We start from the raw sequence: 24526 nt of genomic DNA on the forward strand, positions 1-24526 counted from the left end.
CCCGCACCGAAACCGGCGCCGACCCCACCGGTGCCCGCCAGGCAGCCGACGCCGAGACACCCGCCGAGACGACCGGCGGCCGCCGCGCACCCCGCAGCGAAACCACCGGCACCCGCCGCGTGCCCCGCGCCGAGTCCCCCGCCGAACCCACCGACGCCCGTCGCGCATCCGCATCACGCGCCGAGCCAACCGCCGAAACCACCGGCGCCCGCCGCGTACCCCGTACCGAAACCTCAGCCGAAACCACCGGCACCCGCCGCGTGCCCCGCGCCGAATCACCCGCCGAAACCACCGGCCCCCGCCGCGCCGGAGCCGAGCCGCCGGCCGGGACCCGCCGCGCCGGGCGGTCGCGAGGGGGACCCCCGGTCGAGCCCCCGGATCCCGTCGCCGGCGCCGCCGTCGGGCATGGCCACGGTCATGGGCACGGCCCCGCGGCACCGGCGTCGCGGCGGGTGCGGAACCTGCTGATCTGGCTGCTCACCCCGCTGGCGCTGGCGACGGTCGTCGGGATGATCGTGTTGTACCCGTGGGGCAAGCCGACGCCGAAAAGCGCTGTGCAGCAAGGGACACCGGTGCAGGCGTCGATCACCGCGACCGCCACCGGGCCGTGCCTCGCCTCGGGCCAGGTCCAGGTCGGGGCGCAGCCGGACCCCGACCAGAAGCCGTGCCTGACCGTCGACCTGACCATGACCAGCGGGCCGGGGAACGGGAAGCCGCTCAAGCTGACCGTGCCGATCGAGCCCAGCACCCCGCGTTTCTCCACCGGCGACGCCGTGGTGCTGGCCTACAACGGCGGCGACGCGGCCGACCCGTCGTCGTTCCAGCTCGTCGACTTCCAGCGCGGCACGCCGCTGGTGCTCTTGGCCGCGCTGTTCGCCGTCGCGGTGCTGGTGCTCGGCCGGTGGCAGGGGCTGGCCGCGCTCGTCGCGCTGGTGCTGAGCTTCGTGGTGATCGTGCTGTTCGTGCTGCCCGCGATCCTCGCCGGGGAGAACCCGCTGGTGGTCGCGATCGCGGGCGCGGGGGCGATCATGTTCGTCGCGCTCTACCTGACTCACGGGCTGTCCGCGAGAACCTCGGTCGCGGTGCTCGGCACGCTGGTCAGCCTCGCGCTCATCGGCGTGCTGTCGATGATCTTCTCCGCCACCGCGTCGCTGACCGGCCTCGACGACGCCACGTCCACGCTCATCGGCTCGCTCGGCCACGGCATCGACGCCCGCGGCCTGCTGCTGGCCGGGATCGTGATCGGCGCGCTCGGTGTGCTCGACGACGTCACCATCACGCAGACCAGCGCCGTCTGGGAGCTGCGGCGGGCGAACCCGTCGCTCGGCTGGCGCGAGCTGTACCGCTCCGGCCTGCGCATCGGCCGCGACCACGTCGGCTCGGCGGTGAACACGCTCGTGATGGCCTACGCCGGCGCCGCGCTTCCAGTGCTGCTGTACTCCTCGATCTCCGGCGTCGGGCTCGGCGCGCTGCTCGGCAGCGAGGACATCGCGTCGGAGATCATCCGCACGCTGGCGGGCTCGGTCGGCATCGTCGCGGCCGTCCCGGTCACCACCGTGCTGGCCGCGCTGATCGCCGCCCGCGAGCCGGTCGACCACCTCGTGAGCACCACAAATACCCCTTCGTCACACCAGTAACGCGATCCCGCCCCGGCCGGTCCGGCGGCCCGCGCGTGCGGTACGAAGACCGCACCGAGCGCTGCCGGGTTCGTCAGGAGGGGCCGTGTTCAACGTCGTACTGGCCGGGCCGCGGCTCGCCCTGCACCTCACCCGGCGGATCTTCGCCGCGGGTCTCGGCGCGGCCGAGGCGGTCCCCCGCATCGCCGCCGCCCTCGACGAAATGCGCGCCACGCTCCGGCAGCTCGAACGCCTGCTGGCCTACGTCGCCGAGGAAGTGCCGGAGCTGGCCTACCAGGTGGAGCAGATCCGGGCCCGCCTGGACGCCGAGCCGGAGACAGACCGCCCGGAGCCCGCCGCCCCGGCCACGGCACGGCGGGGCTGACCGCGCCCGGTTCACCCGCCCAGACCCGAAACGCCGAAAGCGCTCAGCCCACGACCCAGGCCCGCGACGCCGTTCAGTCCAGCGTCGCGACGAAGCGGCTGACCGCCTCCATCGGGAAACGCTGGACGTAGCGCCCGGCCGGGGCGGCGGCGGCCAGCCGGTACAGCGGCCGCTCCGCCGCGGCGCCGCCACGGGCCTCCGAGCGGAGTTCGGCCACCAGCAGCTCCGAGAAGACCAGGCCGTTGGCCTCGGTGTTGTTCAGCAGAGCGTCGGCCAGGCGGCGCAGCTGCAGGGCGCTCAGCTCGCGCCCGCCGGCGCCGGAGAACACGGCCAGGTCGACCTTCACGACCTTGCGCCGCCGTCCCGCGTTCACGAGCAGGCTCACCGTGCGCGTGCCCCGCACGTCGCTGATCACGATGTCCAGCCGCTCCGCCGCGACGAGGTCGATGCGCCGCACGCCCCACGTGCGCACGAGCAGCGTGGTGCCCTCGATCCAGATGCGGCGGCGGACGCTGAACAGCACCACGTAGACCAGCGGCAGCGCGATCACCACCGCCACGATCAGGCCGGGCAGCTGCCCGGCGATCAGCCCGGTGATGCCGCCGGCCGCCGCGCCGATGATCACCGCGCCGAGCATCCCGGACCAGCCACGCCGTCGCCGCAGCTTCGGGTCGTCGGCGAACAGCGGCAGCCGCTCCGGCGGCACTTCGGCGCCCTTCGCGCCACCCTGCTCGGTCATCCCGGTCACGCCCCCGCTCCGGTCAGGAACGGGTTCCCGGCGCGTTCCCGGCCGATGGTGGTGGCCGGTCCGTGGCCCGGCAGCACCACGGTTTCGTCGGCCAGGGTGAGCAGCTTCGTGCGCAACGATCTCTCCAGTTCGGCGCCGGCTTCGCGGTCGCCGGAGCGGCCGATCGACCCGGCGAACAGCGTGTCCCCAGTCAGCACCAGCCTGCCACCTTCGCCCGCCGTCACGGTGAACGCCACCGAACCCGGCGTGTGGCCGGGCACGCCGAGCACGGTGACGTCGAGTCCGGCCACCCTCAGCGGGCCGTCGGAGAGCGCCTCGAACGGGCCGTCGTGCCAGCCCGCGTCGGCCGGGTGCAGGTGCAGCGGGACGTCGTGGGCCCGCGCCAGCGCCGCCGCCGAGCCGATGTGGTCGGGGTGGCCGTGGGTGGCCAGCAGCGCGACCGGGACCAGCCCGTGCTCCGCGAGGGCCGCGGTGAGGGGTTCACCCACCTCCTCGCCGGGGTCCACCACCACACACTCGCCGCCGGCGGACGGCGCGAGCAGGTAGCAGTTGGCCCGCAGCGGCCCCGCGGCAAACCCGGCGACAAGCACAAAACCCTCCCCGGGAAGCGGCTCTGATCACGATCGGGTCGAGACTAGCCGCCCCTGTACAGAGTCCTCACAGGCTGTGCCCATACACTGCCGCTACCTCAGACGTGTGACATCGAGCGGAAACTGGAGGGCGGGTGGCGACCAACCAGCAGCGCCGTGAAGCCGCGAAGCGCAAACTCGAGCGGCAGCTCGTGCGCCGGGCGGAGCGGGCGAAGCGACGCAAGATCGTTGGCGCTGGTGTGGTCGGCGGTGTCGTCCTCATCGTGGCAGGTGTCGTGGTGTGGGTCGTGAACAGCGGCGGCAGCAGCGGCGACACGGCGGCCGCCTCGCCGCCGCCTTCGTCGAGTTCGGCGCCTCCGGTGCCGACGCTCACGAACATCCCGACCCAGCGCACGGCGATGCCGGCCCGGCCGAAGGCCCTGCCGAACCCGACCTCGTGCACCTACGCGGCGGACGCGCAGAGCCCGACGGGCGCGAAGAAGCCGACGGTGCCGGACGGCAAGAACGTGTCGTCCACCGGGACGGTCAACGCCACCTTCAAGAGCACCGCGGGCGACATCCCCGTCACGCTCGACCGGGCGCTGGCGCCGTGCACCGTGCAGGCCTTCAAGAGCCTGATCGAGCAGGGCTTCTACACCAACACGATCTGCCACCGGCTCGGCGTCACCGACCTGCAGATGCTGCAGTGCGGCGACCCGAACGCCAAGGGCAACGTGGACACCGACGGCCAGGGCGGCCCCGGGTTCACCGTGCCGGACGAGTACTTCGCCGGCGAGAAGTACGGCCGCGGGATCCTCGCGATGGCCAACACCGGGCAGCCGAACACCGGCGGCAGCCAGTTCTTCATGGTCTACGGCACCGCCGAGCTGCCCGCGAACTACACCATCTTCGGCAGCATCTCGGACGAGGGCCTGAAGGTGCTCGACCAGATCGCGAAGACCGGTATCGGGGCTGTGGGCCAGGACGGCGCGACCGGCGAGCCCAAGAATCCGGTGAAGTTCACCGCGGTCACCGTCGCCGCGTGAGGTGGGCTTCCCGCTCGAGCTGAACGGCGCCCCGCCCGACGTGCCGGGCCTCGCGTCCGCGATGGGTGGCTACGGCCACTTCACCGCGATGCAGGTCCGCGACGGGCGGGTGCGCGGTCTCGGCTTGCACCTGAGCCGGCTGGCGGCGAGCACCCGGCTGCTGTTCGGCAGCGAGCTCGACACCGGTCTGGTCCGTTCGCACCTGCGTCACGCCGTCGCCGGGCACGGCGCGCTGTCGGCGCGGGTGGTGGTCTTCTCCCGCTCCGGCAGCGACGAACCGGTGATGGCGCCGGAGATCCTGGTCCGGACCGGGCCGCCGCACGAGCCCGTCGCGGATCCGATCCGGCTCAAGTCCGTGCGGTACCAACGGGATCTGCCGCAGGTGAAGCACCTCGGCACGTTCGGGCTGATCCACCACTCCCGTCAGGCGCGCCTCGCGGGGTACGACGACGCGCTGTTCGTCGACGACGCCGGGCGGGTCAGCGAGGCGTCGATCTGGAACGTCGGCTTCCTGTCCGGCGGCACGGTGGTGTGGCCCGAGGCGGCGGTGCTGCCGGGCATCACGTACCTGGTGCTGGAAGAGCAGCTGCGCGCGGCGGGCGTCCCGCAGGAGGTCCGCCCGGTGTACCCGGGTGAGCTGCCGGAGTTCGACGCCGTGTTCCTGACCAACTCCGAGACGATCGGCCGCCCCGTGGCTTCGGTGGACGGCGTGCCGCTGCGCTCGGATCCGGCCGCCGCGCGCCTGCTGGGCGACGCCTACGAAAGCGCGGCCTGGGACGAGATCTGAGCCGCCGCGCCGTCAGCGGTAGGTGAACTTCGGCGGCCGCCGGTTGAGAAAGGCGTCGACGCCCTCCGCGTAGTCCTCGCCGTGCAGGGCCGCGAGCCGGATGTCCTCGACCTCGGCGTCGGTGGTCTCCTGGCCGGCCACGATCTTCTCGATGATCCGGTTCATCCCGCGGACCGAGGCCTGCGAACGCGAGCAGAGCGTCGCGACGAACGCCGCCGTCGCCCCCGCCAGCTCCTCGGCCTCGAAGACGTCGTTGACCAGGCCCACCTCCCGCGCCCGCACGGCGCCGACCAGCTCGCCCGACAGCAGGAAGTACTTGGCGTGGGCCGGGCCGACGAGCGAGACGAGCTGCCGCGTCGAGTCGAAGTGGTAGACGATGCCGAGCTTCGCCGGCGTGATGCCGAACCGCGCGCCGGCCGCGGCGAACCGGAAGTCGCACGCCACCGACACCTGGCAGCCGCCGCCGATGCAGTTGCCCTGGATCATCGCCACCGACGGCTTGCGCATCGCGGTCAGCGCGCTCACGGCGCCGTCCACCGCCTTGTCGTACGTCGCCGCGCCGTCGGCGGTGGAACGCAGCTCGCGGAACTCGCTGATGTCCGCGCCGGCCGAGAAGTGCTGGCCCGCGCCGTCGAGCACCAGCACCTTGAGCGCCGGGTCGTCCTCGACCCGCGCCACGACGTCCGGGATCGCCGACCACATGCCGTAGGTGATGGCGTTCATCTTCTCCGGCCGGGCGAACGTCAGCCGGGCGACCTCGCCGTCGCGGGTGAACTCGAATCCGTCGGTCATGTCCAGCACCTTAATGGGATCGCCCTGCGCGAAACCCATGGCTGTGACCGGTCCGTCGCACTAGCGTCGGCCGCATGGGGATGATCGAGGCAGACGGAGTCCGGTTCGGCTACGACGAAGCCGGCGAGGGGCCCGCGGTCGTGCTGCTGCACGCCGGGCTCGCGGACCGGCGGATGTGGGACCACCAGTTCACCGCGCTGGCCGAACGCCACCGCGTGATCCGCTACGACCGGCGCGGCCACGGCGATTCGGCTGCCGCCGAGGGAAGCGTTTCGCACCACCGTGACCTGCTCGCGGTGATGGACGCCCTCGGCGTGGACCAGGCGGCGCTGGTCGGCTCGTCGATGGGCGGCGCGTACTCGCTGGACGCCGCGCTGGCCGCGCCCGGGCGCGTCAGCCGGATCGCGCTCGTCGGCGCCGGCCTGTCCGGGCACGAGTGGCCGGCGGACATGGCCGCCGAGATGTGGGCGACGCTCCGGGCCGCGGTCCCGCCGGAGCGGCTGGAGCGGTACCAGGCGCACACGGCGGAGCGGATCGACGAGGCCGACGTCGCCGCCGCCGCGGAGGCCAACGCGCGTTACTTCGTCGTCGGTCCACATCGGACCCCCGACGCACTGGACGAGCAGACGTGGCTGGCGGCCAGGGAAATGTGCGAGCTGGTCTACCGTCGCGCGTGGAACGGTCCGGAGTGGACGGAGGACATCCCGGACACCCGCCACCACCTCGCCGAGATCTCGGCGCCGACACTGGTCCTCATCGGCCTGGCCGACGCCTCCGGCCTGCTCGACCTCGCGGATCTGTTCACCACCACGATCCCCGGCGCCCGCCGGCTCGACCTGCCGGACACCGGGCACCTGCCGCCGATGGAACGCCCGGCCGAGACGACGAAGGCCCTGCTGGACTTCCTGGCTTAATGTCCGGCCCGAAGCGCCCCAATGTGGCGTTGGTTGCGTTGAACGCACCCAATGTGGCGTTCGGTGCGTTGGACGCACCGAACGCCACATTGGGGCGCAAAACCGGGCAGAAGCGCGAGCCGCTAGGAAGCCGAAGTCACCCGGTACACGTCGTACACGCCTTCCACGCCCCGGACCACCTTCAGCACGTGGCCGAGGTGCTTAGGGTCGCCCATTTCGAACGAGAAGCGGCTGACCGCGACGCGGTCGCGCGAGGTGGTGACCGACGCGGAGAGGATGTTGACCTTCTCGTCGGCCAGCACCTTCGTCACGTCCGACAGCAGGCGGTGCCGGTCGAGGGCCTCGACCTGGATCGCGACCAGGAAGACCGACGACGCGGACGGCGCCCACTCGACCTCGACCAGGCGTTCCGGCTGGGCGCGCAGGTCGTCGGCGTTCGTGCAGTCGGTGCGGTGCACGCTGACGCCGCCGCCGCGCGTGACGAAGCCGAGGATCTCGTCGCCCGGGACCGGGGTGCAGCAGCGCGCCAGCTTGGCCCAGATGTCGCCGGCGCCCTTGACCACCACGCCGACGTCGTTGGAGCCGCGGCGCCGGGTGACGGTGGACGGCGTGGCCCGCTCGGCCAGCTCCTCCTCCGCCTCGTCGACGCCGCCGAGCAGCGCCACCAGCCGCTGCACCACGTGCTTGGCGCTGGTGTGCCCCTCCCCCACGGCCGCGTACAGCGACGAGATGTCGGCGTGGCGCAGCTCCTTGGCGACCGAGCCCATGGACTCCGCGGAGACGAGCCGCTGGATCGGCAGCCCGACCTTGCGGACCTCCTTGGTGATCGCCTCCTTGCCCGCGTCGATCGCCTCGTCGCGGCGCTCCTTGGCGAACCACTGGCGGATCTTCGCCCGCGCCTTCGGCGAGCCGGCGAACTGCAGCCAGTCGCGGCTCGGCCCGGCGCTCTCCGCCTTGGAGGTGAAGATCTCGACGACCTCGCCGTTCTCCAGCTTCCGCTCGAGCGCGACCAGGCGGCCGTTCACGCGGGCGCCGATGCAACGGTGGCCCACCTCGGTGTGCACGGCGTAGGCGAAGTCGACCGGCGTGGACTCGGCCGGCAGCGTGATCACGTCGCCCTTCGGCGTGAACACGAAGATCTCGCGCGCGGCCAGCTCGTAACGCAGCGATTCGAGGAAGTCGCCCGGGTCGGCCGCCTCCCGCTGCCAGTCGAGCAGCTGGCGCATCCAGGCGATCTCGTCGACGTCGACCGAGTTGCCGGCCCCCCCATTTCCGCCGTGGGTGCCCTTGGTCTCCTTGTACCGCCAGTGCGCGGCGATGCCGTACTCGGCGGTGCGGTGCATCTCGTAGGTGCGGATCTGCACTTCGAGCGGCTTGCCGTCCGGCCCGATCACGGTGGTGTGCAACGACTGGTAGACGCCGAACCGCGGCTGCGCGATGTAGTCCTTGAACCGGCCGGGCACCGGCTGCCAGAGCGCGTGCACCACGCCCATGGCCGCGTAGCAGTCGCGCACGTCCTCGACCAGGATCCGCACGCCGACCAGGTCGTGGATGTCGTCCAGGTCGCGGCCGCGGACGATCATCTTCTGGTGGATCGAGTAGTAGTGCTTCGGCCGGCCCTCGACCTTCGCGGTGATCCGCGAGGACACCAGGTTGCTGGTCAGGTCCGCGATCACCGAGCGCAGGTAGGTGTCGCGCGACGGCGCGCGGTCGGCCACCAGCCGCACGATCTCGTCGTACTTCTTCGGCTGCAGGATGGCGAACGCGAGGTCCTCCAGCTCCCACTTCACCGTGGCCATGCCGAGCCGGTGCGCCAGCGGGGCGAGCACTTCGAGCGTCTCGCGCGCCTTGCGGGCCTGCTTCTCCGGCGGCAGGAACCGCATGGTGCGCATGTTGTGCAGCCGGTCGGCCAGCTTGATGACGAGCACCCGCGGGTCCTTGGCCATCGCGATGACCATCTTGCGGATGGTCTCCGCCTCGGCCGACGTGCCGAGCTTGACCTTGTCCAGCTTGGTCACGCCGTCGACCAGCTCGCCGACCTTCTCGCCGAAGTCGGCCTTCAGCTCGTCGAGCGAGTAGCCGGTGTCCTCCACGGTGTCGTGCAGCAGCGCCGCGACCAGCGTGGTGGTGTCCATGCCCAGCTCGGCCAGGATCGTGGCGACGGCGAGCGGGTGCGTGATGTACGGGTCGCCCGACTTGCGCCGCTGCTCGCGGTGCAGCTCCTCGGCGACGTCGTAGGCGCGCTGCAGCAGCGCCAGGTCCGCGTTCGGGTGCAGCTCGCGGTGGATGACGGCGAGCGGCTCGAGGACCTGCTTGACCGGGGCGGCACGCTGGGCGGTGATGCGGCGCGCGAGCCTGGCCCGGACGCGGCGTGTCGCCGACGGGGTGGGCGCCGCGCCGTTGGGCTTCGGCGGTGGCACGGCCTGCGCGCCCCGCCCTCCGGCGGCGTCCTTGGCGGGCGACGCTGCGTCGAGCTCCTGGCTCACCCGCACCTCCTGCTGCTCGTGCGGCCTTCGAACCCCCAGGGTAGCCGCTGGGCCGCCCGGCCTCTCGGCCCACGCCCATTCGGAGGGTCACCCAGCCTTCCGAACAGTGCCGACGATGCCCTGAAGGCCACCTTGAGGGCTGATACGACCCTCAAGGTGGCCTTCAGGGGCAACGATGGCGATTCAGCAGGTCTGGAGCGAGTGCACCGAGCGTCCGCCGAGCACTTCACGGCCGCCGAGCGCGGCGAGTTCGAGCACCACGGAAATACCCGTGACCTCGGCGCCCGCGTCCTCCAGCAGCTTGCCGGTGGCCGCGACGGTCCCGCCGGTGGCGAGCACGTCGTCGAGCACGGCGATCCGCTGGCCGGGCCGGACGATGCCGGCGGGCAGCTCCACGCTCGCGGTGCCGTACTCGAGCGCGTAGTCGACCCGGCCGGCCACCAACGGCAGCTTGCCGGGCTTGCGCACGAGCACCACACCGAGGCCGCGGGCGTACCCGACGGCTGCGGCGAGCAGGAACCCGCGCGCTTCGACACCGGCCAGCAGCTCGGCCCGCGGGTCGAGCGTGGCGGCCAGCGCGCCGGTCACCGCGGCGAACCCGGCGGCGTCCGCGAAGAGCGGGCTCAGGTCGCGGAACAGCACGCCGGGCTCGGGAAAGTCCGGCACCTCGGCGATCAGGCCGAGGGCCTTCTCCAGGTCCATCCGGCTCAGCGCTTCCGCTTCGCCGAGGACACGCCGCCACGGCGCGGCTTCGACTTCGGCGTGCGCGCCGAGACGCTGGCCGCCGCCGCGTAGGCCTTCTCCTTGCGGAGCTCGGCCTCCAGCGCTTCGTCGTCGCCCGCGTCGAACTCTTCCCCACCGGCCTCGCGCGCGGCCGCCTTCTTGTCCTGGCTGGCCCGGCGGGCGCGGACGCGATCGGCCTGCTGCCGGTACTTCGGGTCGCGCATCTTGAAGTCGACCAGCAGCGGCGTCGCCAGCGCGACCGAGGACAGCACGCCGACCAGGGTGCCGGTGAGCTGCACCAGCGCCAGGTCCTGCAGCGTGCCGGAGCCGAGCAGGATGTACCCGACGATCAGCAGGCCCAGGATCGGCAGCAGCGCGATGAACGCGGTGTTGAACGACCGCATCAGGGTCTGGTTCAGCGCCAGGTTCGCCGCCTCCGAGTACGTGCGGCGGGTCAGGCCGAGCAGGCCGCGGGTGTTCTCGCGGACCTTGTCGAACACCACCACCGTGTCGTACAGCGAGAAGCCGAGGATGGTGAGCAGGCCGATCACCGTCGCCGGGGTGACTTCGAAGCCCGCCAGCGAGTACACGCCCGCGGTGACCACGATGTCGTGCAGCAGCGAGATCAGCGCGGCCAGCGCCATCCTGGTGTCGAAGTAGATCGCCAGGAAGATGCCCACGGCCACCAGGAACACCAGCAGCGCGATCACCGCCTGCCGGGAGATCTCCCCGCCCCAGGACGCGCTCACCGCGCTGTCGCTGATCGCCTGGGCGCTCGGCTGCCCGTTGCTGCCGATCGGCGCGAAGTCGGTGAACAGCTGCTGCTTGACCTTGTCGACCTTGGCCGCGTCGAGCGTCTCCGAGCGGATCTGGATGGTCGAGGCGTTGCCGGTGCCGACCTTCTGCGTCTCCGACGGCTGCTCGCCGAGCGCCTTGGAGAACGACCCGATGACCTGCTGGGTGGTCACCTCGCCGTGCGCGCCGTGGGCCGGCATCTGGATCTGCGTGCCGCCCTCGAACTCGATGCCCCAGGTGAACCCGCGGAACACCATCGAGCCGATGCACACCAGCACCAGCGCCGTGAAGAAGATGTACCAGCGCTTGCGCACACCGATGATGTCGAACGCGCCCGTGCCGACGTAGAGCCGGTGGAACACGCTTTCCTTCTTGGCCTTGCCGCCCTTGACCGCCGTGGCTTCGGCGTCGGTGCCCTGGTCCTCGACGCCCACGTCAGGCCTCCTTCACGTTCGAGCGGCCGACGGAAGGACGCGCGGCCTTGCGCTGCGAGCCCAGCTGCTGCACGGCGCCGAGGCCGAGGTGCCGGGGGTTGGACAGGAACGCCGACTTCGACGTGGAGAACAGCGACACCAGCGGGTGCGTGACCAGGTAGACGACCACCAGGTCGAGCACCGTCGACATGCCGAGGGTGAACGCGAAGCCCTGCACGTCGCCGACCGCGATCACGTACAGGATCGCCGCGGCCAGGAAGCTGACCGCGTCCGAGGCCAGAATGGTGCGCCGGGCGCGGACCCAGCCCCGGCCCACCGCGGACCGGAACGTCCGGCCCTCCCGGATTTCGTCCTTTAGCCGTTCGAAATAGATGACGAACGAGTCGGCCGTGATGCCGATGGCGATGATCAGGCCGGCGATGCCCGCGAGGTCGAGCGTGTAGCCGATCCAGCGCCCGAGCAGCACCAGCACCGCGTAGATCAGCAGGCCGGACAGGACCAGCGAGAAGATCGTCAGGATGCCCAGCAGCCGGTAGTAGAACAGGCAGTAGACGAACACCACGATCAGGCCGATCGCGCCGGCGATCAGGCCGGCTTCCAGCGAAGCCAGGCCGAGCGTGGCCGACACCGTGGTCGCGTCCGAGGAGCTGAACGACAGCGGCAGCGAGCCGTACTTCAGGATGTCGGCGAGGTTCTTCGCGTCGGACTGGGTGAACTGCCCGGTGATCTGCGTGTTGCCGCCGAGGATCGCCGACTGGATGGTCGGCGCGGAGACGACCTGCGTGTCCAGCACGAACGCGGCCTGCGACTGCACGTTGGCCGAGGTGAAGTCACCCCAGATCTTGCTGCCGGCCGAGTTGAACGTCATGTCGACGGTCCACTGGCCGCGCGTCTGGTCGTAGCCCGAGGAGGCGGTGGAGATGTCCGTGCCGGGCAGGAACTCCGGGCCCAGCACGTACTTCGTCGCGTCCTTGTCCCCGCAGGCGACGAGCGGCTTCTTCGAGTCGTCGTTGCCCTCCAGCGGGTCCTTGACGTTCGGCGCGCAGGTCAGGGAGGCCAGCGCCGCCTGCTGCGCGGCCTGCGCCTTCGCCTGGTCGGTCGAGGCCAGGTCGGCGTTCTGCCGGATGGCCTGGGCCTGTTCGATCGGGGTCAGCTGCTTCTGGTCGCCGGACGGCGGGGCCGGCGAGGTGCTCGGCGTCTGCGCGGGCGCGCCCGCGGCACCGCCGCCACCGCTGGCCGGGGGCGAGGAAGGGGCCCCGGAGGACGGCGGCGTGGACGGCGTGCCCGACGGCGGCGTCGACGGGGTGCCCGAGGCGGGCGGCGGCGTGGCGCCGGCCGGGGTGTTCGGCTGCGAGGTGATCACCTTGCGGAAGCCGAGCTTCGCGGTCTGGCCGAGGCTCTTCGCCTGGTCGCCCTGCTCACCCGGGACCGTGATGACGACGTTGCTGCCGTCGAGCACGACCTCGGCGCCGGCCACACCGATCCCGTTGACGCGGGTTTCGATGATCTGGCGCGCCTGGTTGAGCTGATCGCGGTTGGGCTGGCTGCCGTCGGGCGTGCGCGCGGTGAGCGTGACCCGGGTGCCGCCCTGCAGGTCGATGCCGAGCTTCGGTGCCGGCTTGCCGCCACCGGTGAAGAACACCAGTGCGTACAGCACGATCACGATCAGGGCGAAGAAGGCGAGATAACGTCCCGGGCGCAGGTGCCCGGCCGATGGTGCCACGGTGCTTCGGTCTCCTCGGACTGGGTGTGCCCCACTGGTTACGGTGAGCGAGCCGGAAGGGGTCTCCCGGACGCTGCTGGGCATGACTATGACGGCGGACACGCACGCAGCACCGAGACAGTACTCGGTGCTGCGTGAGCCCGGCGTTCACCCGTACCGACTTTCGTCGGCCGCGGGCGAGTCACTGCCTGACCAGCGGGAGGTTACTTCTTCCCGTGCTCCAGCGGGGGCGCCACCTGGGCACCGGACTTCTCGCCCTCGTCCGCGGAGATGGACTCCTGGGCCGGGGCCTCCGAGGAGGTCGACGCCACGCCGCCGACGAGGGCGGTCTCGGTGTCGGTGTCCTCGACCGAGTCCTCGTCGGTCTCGACGACCGGCTGGACCTTCTCGCGGACCGCCTGGCGCAGCCAGGTGGTGATGACGCCCGGCGCGATCTCGATGTCGATCGTGCTCTCGCCGGAGGCGTCGGCCACGTTGCCGTAGAGGCCCGACGTGGTCATCACGCGGTCGCCGGGGGCCAGGTTCTCCAGCAGGTCCTTCTGGGCCGCCTGCTGCTTCTTCTGCTTGCGGGTACCCATGATGAGCGGCACGGCCACCACGAGCAGCAGCAGCAACGGCAGCAGTAACTGGTTCATGACTCTCCATTCGACGGACGCCGCTGGGTTGCCGTTACGTCCGGTTTTAGCGGATGTGCTGTCTTCGAGTGTGCCAGGTGCCAGCGGAAACTCCAGCACCCACCGTCCGTTACCCTCCCGGACCCTGGTGCCGGGCGGCCCCGTCAGCCCTGGTCGAACAGGCTGGGACCACCTTGATCGGGCCGTCCGGAATCGGGCGGGGGGACCAGGCCGAGATGCTCCCACGCACCCGCGGTCGCGACCCGGCCGCGCGGAGTCCGGGCGAGCATACCCGCGCGCACCAGGTAGGGCTCGCACACCTCTTCCACGGTGGTCGGCTCCTCCCCCACGGCGACCGCGAGCGTCGAGACGCCGACCGGGCCGCCGCCGAACGAGCGGACGAGCGCGTTCAGCACGGCCCGGTCCAGCCGGTCCAGCCCCAGCTCGTCGACGTCGTACACCTCGAGCGCGGCGCGGGCGACCTCGCGGTTCACGGTGCCGTCGGCGCGCACCTCGGCGTAGTCGCGGACGCGCCGGAGCAGGCGGTTCGCGATCCGGGGCGTGCCGCGCGAACGGCGGGCGATCTCCTCGCAGCCGTCGCGGTCGATCGGGATGTCGAGGATCGTCGCGGCGCGCCGGACGACCAGCTCCAGCTCGCTGTCGGTGTAGAACTCCATCTGGCCGGTGAAGCCGAACCGGTCGCGCAGCGGGCCGGTCAGCGAGCCGGACCGGGTGGTGGCGCCGACCAGGGTGAACGGCGCGATCTCCAGCGGGATGCTGGTGGCGCCCGGCCCCTTGCCGACCACCACGTCGACCCGGAAGTCCTCCATCGCCAGGTACAGCATCTCCTCGGCGGGCCGGGCGATGCGGTGGATCTCGTCGATGAACAGCACGTCGCCGGGGGCCAGGTTGGACAGCATGGCGGCGAGGTCGCCCGCCCGCTCCAGCGCCGGCCCGGAGGTGATCCGGATGGCCGCGCCCAGCTCCGCGGCGACGATCATCGCCATGCTCGTCTTGCCGAGGCCGGGCGGGCCGGACAGCAGCACGTGGTCGGGCGGGACGCCGCGGCGCCGCGCGCTCTCCAGCACCAGCTCCAGCTGCTCGCGCACGCGGGGCTGGCCCACGAACTCGTCCAGCTTGCGGGGTCGCAGCGTGGTCTCGACGTCGCCGTCGCCGTTCTGCGGCAGGGCCGACAGCGTCTCGTCGTCCGCCTCGAACTCGGTCACTTCGTGGTCCATCGGCTACTGCTTGCGGCCGAGGGTGGCGAGTGCCGCGCGCAGCACCGTGGCCGTGGTGTGCCCGTCGCCGTCGGCGAGGACCCGGTCGACCGCCTGCTCGGCCTGTTTCGCCGGGAAACCCAGACCCGCCAGCGCTTCCACCACTTCGGCGCGCAGCGCGCCGGGCGCGGACACGACCGGCGCGTCGCCCGTCCCGCCGAGTGCGGTGACCTTGTCACGCAGCTCCAGGCTGAGCCGTTCCGCGCCCTTGCGGCCGATGCCGGGCACCTGCGTCAGCACGGTGATGTTGCCTTCGACGAGCGCGGCGCGCAGCTTGTCGGGCTCCAGCACGGCGAGGGTGGCGAGCGCGAGCCGCGGGCCGATCCCGGACACCGTCTGCAGCAGGCCGAACAGCTCGCGCGCGTCCACGTCGGCGAAACCGAACAGGGTCAGCGAGTCCTCGCGGACTATCAATGCGGTGTGCAGCCGCACCTTTTCCCCGCGCCGCAGCGTCGAGAGCGTCGCGGGGGTGGCCTGCACGGCGAAGCCGACGCCGCCGACCTCGACCACCGCGTGGTCCAGGCCGACCGACAGCACTTCGCCGTGTACGGAGGAGATCATCGCGGGGCTCCTGTGTTGTCCTGCTTGGTCATCTCTTGCTGGGAGGCTGCTTGCTTGGACGCTGCCTGCACGGGCACGGCCTTGGGCGCCGCTTGTTTGGGGGCCGTCCGGGCGCGCCGGGCGGCTGGTGCGGAAGCGCCGCCGGCCTGCTTCGCCGCGGCGGCGAGCCGTGCCTTGTGAGTGCGGGCCAGCTCGGCCGCGCGGGCCTCGGCTTCGGCGAGGCGGACCCGCATCGGCTCGCGCCAGAGGTGGCAGATCGCCAGGGCCAGCGCGTCCGCCGCGTCGGCCGGGTGCGGTTTCACCTCGAGGTTGAGCAAGCGCATCACCATACCGGTGACCTGCGCCTTGTCCGCGCGGCCCGACCCGGTGACGGCGGCCTTGACCTCGCTGGGCGTGTGGAACACGACCGGCAGGCCCCGGCGGGCCGCGGCGAGCGCGACGACCCCGCCCGCCTGCGCCGTGCCCATGGCGGTGCGGACGTTGTGCTGGGCGAACACGCGCTCCACGGCGACGGCCTCCGGGCGGTACCGGTCCAGCCAGACCTCGACCTCGTCGGCGATGCCGAGCAGCCGGTTCGCGAGGTCGGCGTCCGGCGGCGTGCGCACCACCCCGACCGCGACCGCGCGGACGGCGCGGCCCTGACCGCCGTCGACCACCCCCAGGCCGCACCTGGTCAGACCGGGGTCGACCCCGAGCACCCGCACACGCTCTCCTTCACCGGACGCGAACATTCGTTCGAGGTGCAGGCTACTGGGCGGGACCTGCGGCACGATGGAAGCCATGCCGGAGCCGGAGGAATTCATCAGCCACCTGGGTCTCGAGCCCCTGCCCGTGGAAGGCGGCCGGTTCGCGCCGAGCTGGCGGTCCGAGGCGGGCTCGGCGATCTACTACCTGCTGGTCGCGCCGGAGTTCTCCGCGCCGCACCGGCTGGACCGGACCGAGGTGTTCCTGCATCACGCGGGGGCGCCGGCGCGGATGCTCCTGCTGCACCCGGACGGCTCGGTGACCCGGCCGGTGCTCGGCACCGAGGTCGCCGAGGGCCAGCGGCCGCAGGTGGTGGTGCCCGCGGGCACCTGGCAGGCGACGGTCACGCTCGGCCGGTGGAGCCTGCTCGGCACCGTTGTGGTGCCGCCCTACACCGACGACTGCGTGGAGTTCGCGGACGCGGCCACACTCGCCGCGCAATTCCCGGCCGCCGCCGAGGACCTGCGTGCCCTGCCCCGCCCGTAAAGCTCGTGAGTGTTTATGACGGTTCTAACCGTCATAAACACTCACAAGGAAGCAGCGGCTCAGGGACCGTCGACGCCCGGGGTCCAGCTCTCCGGGAGGCCGGACTCGGTGAGCACCGGCTGCCACTCGCCGAAGCCCTCGGGCGCGTCGGCGTGCCAGGGGAACTGCCCGTCCGGCGTGGCGACGAGGATCTGCAGCGCCGGGAAGTCGCCGTCCGGGTAGACCAGGAACGCGGAGCCGAAGTACTCGGGATAGTGCCCCTTGGCCACCCGCTCGAAGACGACCTGACCGCCGTCGAAGAAGTCGTCGTAGCGCTTGCCGACCTCGAAGATCTCGCCGTTGGCGGCGCGGTCGACGTACGCGTCAAGCAGCGTCGGGCCCATGTCGCCGGGCAGGCCGACGACCACGGCCTCCGGCACGCTGTGCAGCGCCCACGCGCAGGCGGTGAAGCTGTAGCCGGCCCCGCTGTCGTCGTCGGGAACCGCGATGACGGCGTTGCCCCGTTCCTTCGCCTGGGCTTCGATCCATTCGATCAGGCGCTGCTCTTCGGAGACGGGGGCTGGGGAGGCGGGGGCTCGGGTCGTCACGGCGCACATTGTGCCGTACCCGCGCGGCTGAGCCCAGGGCCGACGCGCGCCAATTTTCCCGGGCACACCAAGGGATCCGGCTACTCACGAGTTCGATCTCGGCGGAAGCCCAGCCACAGGCACGAAAAAACCGCGCGGTCCGGCAAAGCGGTCCACGCGGTTTTTTCCGTTCAGAACGAACGTCAGTCGATCTCGGCCATGACCTCGTCCGACACATCGAAGTTCGCGTAGACGTTCTGCACGTCGTCGCAATCCTCGAGCGCGTCGATGAGCCGGAAGACCTTCTTCGCGCCCTCGGCGTCCAGCTCCACGCTGACCGACGGGAGGAAGGTGAGCTCCGCCGACTCGTACTCGAACCCGGCTTCCTGCAGCGCCTTGCGCACCGGCACCAGGTCGCCGCCCTCGGAGACGATCTCGAAGTTCTCGTCGAGGTCGTTGACCTCCTCGGCGCCGGCGTCGAGGACCGCCATCAGGACGTCGTCCTCGCTGGTGCCGCTCTTGGGCATGATCACGACGCCCTTGCGGTTGAACATGTACGCCACCGAGCCCGGGTCGGCCAGCGACCCGTTGTTGCGGGTGAGCGCGGTCCGGACCTCCATCGCGGCGCGGTTCTTGTTGTCGGTCAGGCACTCGATCAGCACCGCCACGCCGTTGGGGCCGTAGCCCTCGTACGTGATGTTCTGCCAGTCGGCGCCGCCGGCCTCCTCACCGCCGCCGCGCTTGCGCGCGCGCTCGATGTTGTCCTGCGGGACCGAGTTCTTCTTCGCCTTCTGGATGGCGTCGTAGAGCGTGGGGTTGCCCTCGGGATCACCACCGCCGGTGCCGGTCCGCGCGGCCACCTCGATGTTCTTGATCAACCGGGCGAAGAGCTTGCCACGCTTCGCGTCGATGTTGGCCTTCTTGTGCTTCGTCGTCGCCCACTTGGAGTGGCCGCTCATCTCTCCTCCATCTGTTCCGCGTCCGCCCGGTGCTCACGCCACGGACGCCGCCATTCCCGCTCAGGCTTCCCGCACGAGCTCGACGAACAACCGGTGCACGCGCTCGTCCCCGGTGATCTCCGGGTGGAACGCCGTGGCCAGCACTGCCCCCTGCCGGACGGCGACGATCCTAGCCGCCGGCTCGCCGCCCGCCGGGTCCTCGGGCACCAGCCCGGGCGGGACGGTGGCCAGCACCTCGACCCCCGCACCCGCCTTCTCGACCCAGGGGGCGCGGATGAACACGGCGTGCACCGGCCCGCCCGCCACGCCGGCGAAGTCCAGGTCCACCTCGAACGAGTCGACCTGCCTGCCGAACGCGTTGCGCCGGACGACCACGTCGAGCCCGCCGAGCTGCTGCTGGTCCGGGCGCCCGTCGAGCGCCTGGCGGGCCAGCAGGATCATCCCGGCGCACGAGCCGAAGGCGGGCATCCCGTCCGCGATCCGCGCGCGCAGCGGCTCGAGCAGCTCGAAGCTCTCCAGCAGCCGCGACATCGTGGTGGACTCGCCGCCGGGCAGCACCAGTCCGTCCACTTCGGACAGCTCGGCGGCGCGGCGGACCGGGACGGCCCGCGCGCCGGCGCGCTCCAGCATCGCGACGTGCTCGCGCACGGCACCCTGCAGGGCGAGCACGCCGACCACCGGCCGCGCTCCCGAAGCTGTCGCCACCCGACCTCCCGAAAAACGTTCCGCCCAGCTTAGGGGGACGGCCCCCGGGCGGTCCCGCCAGGTCAGAACGCCGGACGGCGGGCCGCCGCGCCGTCACCCGCACGAGCGGCGTCAGGGGCTGCCCTACAGCACCAGATGCACATCACCGGCGAAGTGGACTGCCGAAATCGCCGCCGAGTGGCCACCTGTGAGGTGATCTTCCGGCCGGGCCTCCCCGGGCACGGCCACCCGGACGGGTCACCGAAAGTGGCCTGGCGAGGGGGCTACCTCTAGTTTACGCCGCTGGTGACGACGCTGGTCAGTGCCGTTTTCACCGGACGTGACACGACCGACACCGGGGCGCGGGCCACGGATCCCCTGGTCGCGGCGGACGCGGAAGTGGACTGCCGAGATACCCGTCCACTGGCCTGCCTCAGCGGTCCACCTCGGACCTACGCTCGAAGGTGTCCAGCGAGCTTCGTGAGAAAGGCCCCGAGTTGTCCGAGCAGCAGCCCAGCCCCGCACCCCAGTCCGCCACCGGCACCGCCAAGGTGAAGCGCGGCATGGCGGAGATGCTCAAGGGCGGCGTGATCATGGACGTGGTCACCGCCGAGCAGGCCAAGATCGCCGAGGACGCCGGCGCGGTCGCGGTCATGGCGCTCGAGCGCGTGCCCGCCGACATCCGCGCACAGGGCGGCGTCGCGCGGATGAGCGACCCGGACCTGATCGACGGCATCATCGAGACCGTCTCGATCCCGGTCATGGCGAAGGCCCGCATCGGCCACTTCGTCGAGGCGCAGGTGCTCCAGTCGCTCGGCGTCGACTACATCGACGAGTCCGAGGTGCTCACCCCCGCCGACTACGCCAACCACATCGACAAGTGGGCGTTCACCGTGCCCTTCGTCTGCGGCGCGACCAATCTGGGCGAGGCGCTGCGGCGGATCACCGAGGGCGCGGCGATGATCCGCTCCAAGGGCGAGGCCGGCACCGGCGACGTCTCCAACGCCACCACGCACATGCGCAAGATCCGCGGCGAGATCCGCAAGCTGGGCTCGCTGCCCGAGGACGAGCTGTTCGTCGCGGCGAAGGAGCTGCAGGCGCCGTACGAGCTGGTCAAGGAGGTCGCGGAGAAGGGCAAGCTGCCGGTGGTGCTGTTCACCGCGGGCGGCATCGCGACCCCGGCCGACGCGGCGATGATGATGCAGCTCGGCGCCGAGGGCGTGTTCGTCGGCTCCGGCATCTTCAAGTCGGGCAACCCGGCCCAGCGCGCCGAGGCGATCGTCAAGGCGACCACCTTCTACGACGACCCGGACGTGCTGGCGAAGGTCTCGCGTGGCCTGGGCGAAGCGATGGTCGGCATCAACGTCGAGGAGCTGGCCGAGCCGCACCGTCTCGCCGAGCGCGGCTGGTAAGCCTTAGGAGTACTCGGAAATCTCCACGCCGAACGTGCCCGGCTCCAGCGCCTCGAAGATGTGCTGGACGTCGCCGGGGTAGGAGATGTAGTCGCCGGGCAGCAGCTCGACCGGGTCGTCGGCCACGCCGACGCGGGCCCACCCGGCGCAGATCACGATGTGCTCGACCACGCCGTTCATGTGCGGGTCCGACCGCCGCGGGGTACCCGGCTCCGCGCGGATCACGTACATGTCCCGGCGCGCCGAAGGCGGGCACGCCGACAGCAGCGTGCACGCGTAGTCGGCGTGTTCGGCGAACACCGTCGGCCCCTTGCCCGCGCGGATCACGCGGACCTGGGGCCGTTCGGGTTCCACCAGACGGGAGAACGGCACGTCGAGTGCGACGCCGAGCGCCCACAGCGTCTCGACGCTGGGATTGCCCGAACCGGATTCCAGCTGCGACAACGTGGATTTCGCCAGCCCGGCGAGCCGCGCCAGCTCGGTCAGGGAGAGGCCGGCGCGGGTGCGCTCGCGGCGCAGCGACGACGCGATGATGTCAAGCGGGGCGCTCCCGGTGTCGTGCGGCATACGTGTTCGCTCCATCAGTCTTCTCGTTCGACTTGACGAACGAGCGCGGTCGTGTTCAGTATAAAGCACTATGCGTTCGATATGGCGAACACTCGATCGGGGCCTGGCGCGCGACATCGGCCTGGTCTGTCTGGCCGACGCCCTGGTGGGAGTGTCCTACGGGGCCATCTCGGTGAGCTCCGGCTTCCCGCTGTGGGCGCCGATGCTGCTGTCCCTGCTGGTCTTCGCCGGCGCGTCGCAGTTCATGTTCGTCGGCATCATCGCGGCCGGCGGCAATCCGCTGGCCGCCGTCGTGGCCGGCCTGCTGGTGAACATGCGGCACGTGCCGTTCGGCTTCGCGATCGGCGACGTGCTCGGCACCCGCTGGGCGAGCCGGATCGCGGGCAGTCACCTGATGATCGACGAGTCGGTGGCGTTCGCGCTGGCGCAGAAGGACTCCGACCGCAAGCGCGCCGCGTACTGGGCCTGTGGCCTCGGCCTGTTCGTGTCCTGGAACGTCGGCGTGGTGCTGGGCGCCTTCGCGGGCACGGCGATCAGCAACACCGACGCGTTCGGCCTGGACGCCGCCTTCCCCGCCGTGCTGCTGGCCCTGGTGCTGCCGTCCCTGCGCGACCGGGCCACCCGGCTGCCCGTGCTGCTCGGCGTGGTGGCCGCGCTGGTCGCGACGCCGTTCCTGCCCGCCGGGCTGCCCGTGCTGTTCGCCCTGGTGGGCGTGGTCGCGGGCGTCGCGACGAAGGAGCCGAAGGCCCGTGAACCCGAGGGGGTGCACTGATGGACGCCGTCGAACTGATCATCGCGGCCGCGGTGCTGGGCGCGGGGACGTTCGCGTTCCGCTTCGCCGGGCCGGTGCTGCGAACGCGGGTGAAGCTGTCCGCGCGCGCGGAACGGCTGATGGCACTGGCCGCGATCGTCCTGCTGGCCGCGCTCGTCGCCACCAGCGCGCTGACCGAGGGCAACTCGTTCGCCGGGATCGCCCGGCCGGCCGGGGTACTGGTCGGCGGCGTGCTCGCCTGGCGCAAGGCCCCGTTCGTCGCCGTGGTGGTCGCCGCCGCGGCCACCGCCGCCCTGCTCCGCCTGGTCGGTGTGCCGTGACTGTCCCCCTGGCGGCTCGGGTGTGACGGTCCGGTGCTCGCCTGGTAGTCCCGCTCCACGCGGGCACTCAGCCCGGCAGCCCCGCCTCACCCCGTGGCCGCGACCAGCTCGTCCGCCGCGGCCGTGCGGACATGCACCCCGTCCGGTGTGGTCGTGAGCAGGCCGGCGGTGGCCAGCAGCTCCAGGTGCTTGGCGACGACGGCCGCCTTCAGCCCGGTCCGCCGGGCCAGCGCGGCCGAGTCGGCGGGCGTCGCGAGTGCGGCGAGCAGGATGCTGCGGCTGCGTCCGAGCACCCCGCGCAACGCGGCGGGCGCCTGCGTGCCGCCGGCCTCCCACAGGCCGGCGAGCCCGCGCGCCGGATACCGCAGCACGGGCTGCGAGCCGGCGTGCGTGCGGGAAACCACGCGCGGCCAGACGAATACCGACGGCGCCAGCACCAGCCCTCGCCCGTGCGACGCGCCCGGCGCGTTCACCCGGCGACCGGCGACGGTCAGCGCGCCGTCCGCCCACTGGACGGCGGGCGCCAGGTCGGCGAAGAGGTCCTGCACCGCACCGTCCGCGAGCAGCCGGGAACGGTGCAGGACATCGCCTTCCAGCAGCGCGCGCATGCGCGGCCACGCGGGCGCGAGCGCCACCGCCCAGTAGCGCTCCATCAGGTTCGCCAGCCGCTCCAGCCCGGCCTCCGGATCGCGGTGCAGCCGGGTGAGCGCGGCCGGCCACGGCGGGTCCATCCGCTCCAGCTCGCGCCGGACCGCGCGGGCCGGGACGTCGCGCAGGTCCGCCAGCTCGTCGGCCAGCTCCGGCACCGGCGACGCGGGCGCGGGCGCCAGGAACCGCGGCACGTGCCGTCCGGCCATCAAGCCGGCCAGCGGGGTGACGTCCACCCCGGCCTCGTCCAGCGCCGCGGACGCCTGCTTCACCCAGGGCAGGTGCAGCGCGTGCTCCCCCGGATGCTGCAGCACACCGGCGCTGGCCACGATCTCCCACAACGGCGAGAACGCCAGCCGCGTCCGCGCGAGCTCGTCCACGGACCAGGCCACGTCCAGCACGCGCCACCTCCTCGGCTGCGGGGAATCCGTCGAGTGTAGACGGTCCGTTGTGGACAGTCAGGACCGGGTTAGCGCCTGGGGGAACGAGAACACCCCGTCCGGGTCGTACCGGCGGGCGACGGCGCGCAGCCGGGGCAGGTTCGCGCCGTAGTAGGCCCGGCCCCAGTCGGGCATCTCCGGGTCGAGGTAGTTGACGTAGCCGGTGGTGCCGAACTCCGGCCCGAGCCCGTCGCGCAGCCGGCCGATCTCCCGTCGCGCCGCCGCCTCCCCCGCCGGCGCGACGTCGTGCAGGAACTGGAAACTCGCCAGCGCGCGCCGGTGCGGGAACGCGGAGTCGCCACGCGCGATCGCGCCGCCACCGCCGTCCACGATCGTGTAGTTCACCGGGTCCTCGCTCACCATGGCGACGACCGCGGCCGGATCCGCGGCGGGCCGCATCAGCATCCGCGAAGTGGCGACGTACCCGCCGGGTTGCACCCCTCCCCCGCCGCCGCCCCAGCCCGGCCCGCACGACGGGCCGGACAGGTCGCCGCAGCCGGCGAAGTACCGCATGGCGCCGAGGAAGTCCGTCTCCGGCTCCTCGCGTCCGACCGGCGCCGACCCCACCCGCCGGACGAAGTCGTCGAGGATCGGCGTCAGCCGGCTGCGCGGTCCGACGAAACAGCCGCCGAAGTTCGCCGCCGTGGCCCCGAGGCCGAGGTCGGACCAGAGCTCGTCGGGCATCCGCGGCTGCCAGTCCTGCCACGCGGCGAACAGGGCCGCGCCCGCCGCGGGCGGGAACTGCAGGCTGAACGACGTCAGGTCCGGCGCCGGCACCGTGCGGAAGGTGAACGAGGTGACGATGCCGAAGTTGCCGCCGCCCCCGCCGCGCAGCGCCCACAGCAGCTCCGGTTCGCTGAGCGCCGAAACGGTGCGCAGCCGCCCGTCCGCCGTCACCACCCGGGCCGACTCGAGGTGGTCGCACGTCAGCCCGTACGCGCGGCCGAGCACCCCGATCCCGCCGCCGAGCGTGAGCCCGGCGATGCCGACGGTCGGGCAGGTCCCCGCGGGCAGCGCGCGCCCGGCCGCGCCGAGCGCCTCGTAGACCGGGCCCAGCCGCGCGCCGGCGCCGACGACCGCGCGCCCGTCCGGCCGGACCTCGACCCCCGCGAGCCGGCCGAGGTCCACCACCAGCCCACCGTCCACAGTGGAGTAACCGGCATAGCTGTGACCACCGGAACGGGCCGCCACCGGAATGCCGTAACGGGCCGCGAAGTCCACACAGGCCTGAACGTCCTCGGCCCGCGCGCAGCCCGCGATCGCGGCCGGGTGATGGTCGTACAAGCTGAAGAAGCCGTGTCGCGCGTCCTCGTACCCCGCGTCGCCGGGGCGCAGCAACGGCCCGGTCAACCGCCGCCGGAGCTGCTCCCAGCGGTCGGGTCCCGGCCCCGCGCCGAGCCCGGTGGCCGCCGCCCCGGACAGCACCAGGAACGTCCGTCTGCTGATCGTCATCGTTTC

The 24526-nt window shown here is 72.1% G+C and carries 26 protein-coding genes and 1 pseudogene; 9 read left to right on the forward strand and 18 right to left on the reverse strand.

The window, feature by feature from the left end:
• Positions 1–275 precede the first annotated feature (275 nt).
• The gene (locus OG943_RS48355) at positions 276–419 is read right to left on the reverse strand and encodes a hypothetical protein (protein WP_442874726.1); all 144 of its coding nucleotides are present in this window, start codon (positions 417–419) and stop codon (positions 276–278) included.
• Between the two features lie 33 nt (positions 420–452).
• Between OG943_RS48355 and OG943_RS15805 the strand changes: the two genes are divergently transcribed.
• On the forward strand, positions 453–1637 hold the full coding sequence (locus OG943_RS15805) for a YibE/F family protein (RefSeq protein WP_442874727.1): 1185 nt from the start codon (positions 453–455) through the stop codon (positions 1635–1637).
• Between the two features lie 85 nt (positions 1638–1722).
• Positions 1723–2001: a hypothetical protein gene (locus OG943_RS15810; RefSeq protein WP_328610528.1), complete on the forward strand. Its 279-nt coding sequence runs from the start codon at positions 1723–1725 to the stop codon at positions 1999–2001.
• Between the two features lie 73 nt (positions 2002–2074).
• Here the strand turns inward: OG943_RS15810 and OG943_RS15815 are convergent, their stop codons facing one another.
• Complete coding sequence (locus OG943_RS15815; protein ID WP_328612076.1) at positions 2075–2740, reverse strand: hypothetical protein; 666 nt, start codon at positions 2738–2740, stop codon at positions 2075–2077.
• A 5-nt stretch (positions 2741–2745) separates the two neighbouring features.
• The gene (locus tag OG943_RS15820) at positions 2746–3339 is read right to left on the reverse strand and encodes an MBL fold metallo-hydrolase (RefSeq protein ID WP_328610529.1); all 594 of its coding nucleotides are present in this window, start codon (positions 3337–3339) and stop codon (positions 2746–2748) included.
• 134 nt (positions 3340–3473) lie between these two features.
• On the opposite strand from OG943_RS15820, the gene OG943_RS15825 reads away from it, so the two are divergent.
• Positions 3474–4364 carry a peptidylprolyl isomerase gene (locus OG943_RS15825; RefSeq protein ID WP_328610530.1) on the forward strand — a complete coding sequence of 297 codons (891 nt, stop codon included), beginning with the start codon at positions 3474–3476 and terminating at the stop codon, positions 4362–4364.
• 1 nt (position 4365) lies between these two features.
• On the forward strand, positions 4366–5151 hold the full coding sequence (locus OG943_RS15830) for an aminotransferase class IV family protein (protein ID WP_328610531.1): 786 nt from the start codon (positions 4366–4368) through the stop codon (positions 5149–5151).
• Between the two features lie 12 nt (positions 5152–5163).
• Here OG943_RS15830 and OG943_RS15835 read toward each other — a convergent pair whose 3' ends face one another.
• Complete coding sequence (locus OG943_RS15835; protein WP_328610532.1) at positions 5164–5943, reverse strand: enoyl-CoA hydratase/isomerase family protein; 780 nt, start codon at positions 5941–5943, stop codon at positions 5164–5166.
• Positions 5944–6017: 74 nt separating this feature from the next.
• Here OG943_RS15835 and OG943_RS15840 point away from each other — a divergent pair, with 74 nt between their 5' ends.
• Positions 6018–6857: an alpha/beta fold hydrolase gene (locus OG943_RS15840; protein ID WP_328610533.1), complete on the forward strand. Its 840-nt coding sequence runs from the start codon at positions 6018–6020 to the stop codon at positions 6855–6857.
• A 122-nt stretch (positions 6858–6979) separates the two neighbouring features.
• Here the strand turns inward: OG943_RS15840 and OG943_RS15845 are convergent, their stop codons facing one another.
• The 8 genes and pseudogenes from OG943_RS15845 to ruvC form a co-directional block, all read right to left on the reverse strand.
• Complete coding sequence (locus OG943_RS15845; RefSeq protein ID WP_328610534.1) at positions 6980–9343, reverse strand: RelA/SpoT family protein; 2364 nt, start codon at positions 9341–9343, stop codon at positions 6980–6982.
• 183 nt (positions 9344–9526) lie between these two features.
• Entirely contained in the window at positions 9527–10045 is a 519-nt protein-coding gene (locus OG943_RS15850; protein ID WP_328610535.1) for an adenine phosphoribosyltransferase, read from the reverse strand.
• A gap of 5 nt (positions 10046–10050) precedes the next feature.
• Positions 10051–11295: a protein translocase subunit SecF gene (gene secF, locus OG943_RS15855; protein ID WP_328610536.1), complete on the reverse strand. Its 1245-nt coding sequence runs from the start codon at positions 11293–11295 to the stop codon at positions 10051–10053.
• Position 11296: 1 nt separating this feature from the next.
• Positions 11297–13018 (reverse strand): protein translocase subunit SecD, encoded by a 1722-nt coding sequence (secD, locus tag OG943_RS15860; protein WP_328610537.1) that lies wholly within the window; start codon positions 13016–13018, stop codon positions 11297–11299.
• A gap of 203 nt (positions 13019–13221) precedes the next feature.
• A complete protein-coding gene (yajC, locus tag OG943_RS15865) occupies positions 13222–13653 on the reverse strand; it encodes a preprotein translocase subunit YajC (RefSeq protein WP_328610538.1) in 432 nt (143 codons plus the stop codon).
• A 143-nt stretch (positions 13654–13796) separates the two neighbouring features.
• Positions 13797–14870: a Holliday junction branch migration DNA helicase RuvB gene (gene ruvB / locus OG943_RS15870; RefSeq protein ID WP_328610539.1), complete on the reverse strand. Its 1074-nt coding sequence runs from the start codon at positions 14868–14870 to the stop codon at positions 13797–13799.
• Positions 14871–14873: 3 nt separating this feature from the next.
• Positions 14874–15470, reverse strand: coding sequence for a Holliday junction branch migration protein RuvA (gene ruvA / locus OG943_RS15875; protein ID WP_328610540.1), 597 nt, complete (start codon positions 15468–15470; stop codon positions 14874–14876).
• 104 nt (positions 15471–15574) lie between these two features.
• Positions 15575–16174, reverse strand: a pseudogene (ruvC, locus tag OG943_RS15880) (crossover junction endodeoxyribonuclease RuvC); the annotation flags it as partial.
• A gap of 76 nt (positions 16175–16250) precedes the next feature.
• Here ruvC and OG943_RS15885 point away from each other — a divergent pair.
• Positions 16251–16700, forward strand: coding sequence for a cupin domain-containing protein (locus tag OG943_RS15885; RefSeq protein WP_328610541.1), 450 nt, complete (start codon positions 16251–16253; stop codon positions 16698–16700).
• 59 nt (positions 16701–16759) lie between these two features.
• On the opposite strand, the gene OG943_RS15890 is transcribed toward OG943_RS15885, so the two are convergent.
• The 3 genes from OG943_RS15890 to pdxT form a co-directional block, all read right to left on the reverse strand.
• On the reverse strand, positions 16760–17296 hold the full coding sequence (locus tag OG943_RS15890; RefSeq protein WP_328610542.1) for a DUF4262 domain-containing protein: 537 nt from the start codon (positions 17294–17296) through the stop codon (positions 16760–16762).
• Between the two features lie 173 nt (positions 17297–17469).
• Positions 17470–18225 carry a YebC/PmpR family DNA-binding transcriptional regulator gene (locus OG943_RS15895; protein ID WP_328610543.1) on the reverse strand — a complete coding sequence of 252 codons (756 nt, stop codon included), beginning with the start codon at positions 18223–18225 and terminating at the stop codon, positions 17470–17472.
• Positions 18226–18285: 60 nt separating this feature from the next.
• Positions 18286–18930, reverse strand: coding sequence for a pyridoxal 5'-phosphate synthase glutaminase subunit PdxT (gene pdxT / locus OG943_RS15900; protein WP_328610544.1), 645 nt, complete (start codon positions 18928–18930; stop codon positions 18286–18288).
• A 476-nt stretch (positions 18931–19406) separates the two neighbouring features.
• On the opposite strand from pdxT, the gene pdxS reads away from it, so the two are divergent.
• Positions 19407–20321 carry a pyridoxal 5'-phosphate synthase lyase subunit PdxS gene (pdxS, locus tag OG943_RS15905; protein WP_328612077.1) on the forward strand — a complete coding sequence of 305 codons (915 nt, stop codon included), beginning with the start codon at positions 19407–19409 and terminating at the stop codon, positions 20319–20321.
• A 3-nt stretch (positions 20322–20324) separates the two neighbouring features.
• On the opposite strand, the gene OG943_RS15910 is transcribed toward pdxS, so the two are convergent.
• On the reverse strand, positions 20325–20903 hold the full coding sequence (locus OG943_RS15910) for a helix-turn-helix domain-containing protein (protein WP_328610545.1): 579 nt from the start codon (positions 20901–20903) through the stop codon (positions 20325–20327).
• Between the two features lie 55 nt (positions 20904–20958).
• Here OG943_RS15910 and OG943_RS15915 point away from each other — a divergent pair, with 55 nt between their 5' ends.
• Complete coding sequence (locus OG943_RS15915) at positions 20959–21660, forward strand: AzlC family ABC transporter permease (RefSeq protein ID WP_328610546.1); 702 nt, start codon at positions 20959–20961, stop codon at positions 21658–21660.
• On the forward strand, positions 21660–21980 hold the full coding sequence (locus OG943_RS15920; RefSeq protein WP_328610547.1) for an AzlD domain-containing protein: 321 nt from the start codon (positions 21660–21662) through the stop codon (positions 21978–21980). The genes OG943_RS15915 and OG943_RS15920 overlap by 1 nt, the downstream gene beginning before the upstream one ends.
• A gap of 86 nt (positions 21981–22066) precedes the next feature.
• Here the strand turns inward: OG943_RS15920 and OG943_RS15925 are convergent, their stop codons facing one another.
• Both OG943_RS15925 and OG943_RS15930 read right to left on the reverse strand, forming a co-directional pair.
• Positions 22067–23029, reverse strand: a complete 963-nt coding sequence (locus OG943_RS15925) for a DUF5937 family protein (RefSeq protein ID WP_328610548.1) — start codon at positions 23027–23029, stop codon at positions 22067–22069.
• A gap of 57 nt (positions 23030–23086) precedes the next feature.
• Entirely contained in the window at positions 23087–24520 is a 1434-nt protein-coding gene (locus OG943_RS15930; protein WP_328610549.1) for an FAD-dependent oxidoreductase, read from the reverse strand.
• Positions 24521–24526: the final 6 nt, after the last annotated feature.

The sequence above is a fragment of the Amycolatopsis sp. NBC_00345 genome (genome assembly GCF_036116635.1).
GTDB lineage: Bacteria > Actinomycetota > Actinomycetes > Mycobacteriales > Pseudonocardiaceae > Amycolatopsis.

Coding starts and splice junctions, on each gene's coding strand:
- yajC (WP_328610538.1), bottom strand. CDS start 13,653: ATGAACCAGTTACTGCTGCCGTTGCTGCTGCTGCTCGTGGTGGCCGTG.
- ruvB (WP_328610539.1), bottom strand. CDS start 14,870: ATGGACCACGAAGTGACCGAGTTCGAGGCGGACGACGAGACGCTGTCG.
- OG943_RS15890 (WP_328610542.1), bottom strand. CDS start 17,296: ATGTGCGCCGTGACGACCCGAGCCCCCGCCTCCCCAGCCCCCGTCTCC.
- ruvA (WP_328610540.1), bottom strand. CDS start 15,470: ATGATCTCCTCCGTACACGGCGAAGTGCTGTCGGTCGGCCTGGACCAC.
- OG943_RS15895 (WP_328610543.1), bottom strand. CDS start 18,225: ATGAGCGGCCACTCCAAGTGGGCGACGACGAAGCACAAGAAGGCCAAC.
- OG943_RS15920 (WP_328610547.1), top strand. CDS start 21,660: ATGGACGCCGTCGAACTGATCATCGCGGCCGCGGTGCTGGGCGCGGGG.
- OG943_RS15885 (WP_328610541.1), top strand. CDS start 16,251: ATGCCGGAGCCGGAGGAATTCATCAGCCACCTGGGTCTCGAGCCCCTG.
- OG943_RS15930 (WP_328610549.1), bottom strand. CDS start 24,520: ATGACGATCAGCAGACGGACGTTCCTGGTGCTGTCCGGGGCGGCGGCC.
- OG943_RS15840 (WP_328610533.1), top strand. CDS start 6,018: ATGGGGATGATCGAGGCAGACGGAGTCCGGTTCGGCTACGACGAAGCC.
- OG943_RS48355 (WP_442874726.1), bottom strand. CDS start 419: ATGACCGTGGCCATGCCCGACGGCGGCGCCGGCGACGGGATCCGGGGG.
- OG943_RS15850 (WP_328610535.1), bottom strand. CDS start 10,045: ATGGACCTGGAGAAGGCCCTCGGCCTGATCGCCGAGGTGCCGGACTTT.
- OG943_RS15835 (WP_328610532.1), bottom strand. CDS start 5,943: ATGACCGACGGATTCGAGTTCACCCGCGACGGCGAGGTCGCCCGGCTG.
- OG943_RS15910 (WP_328610545.1), bottom strand. CDS start 20,903: ATGGAGCGAACACGTATGCCGCACGACACCGGGAGCGCCCCGCTTGAC.
- OG943_RS15915 (WP_328610546.1), top strand. CDS start 20,959: ATGCGTTCGATATGGCGAACACTCGATCGGGGCCTGGCGCGCGACATC.
- OG943_RS15815 (WP_328612076.1), bottom strand. CDS start 2,740: ATGACCGAGCAGGGTGGCGCGAAGGGCGCCGAAGTGCCGCCGGAGCGG.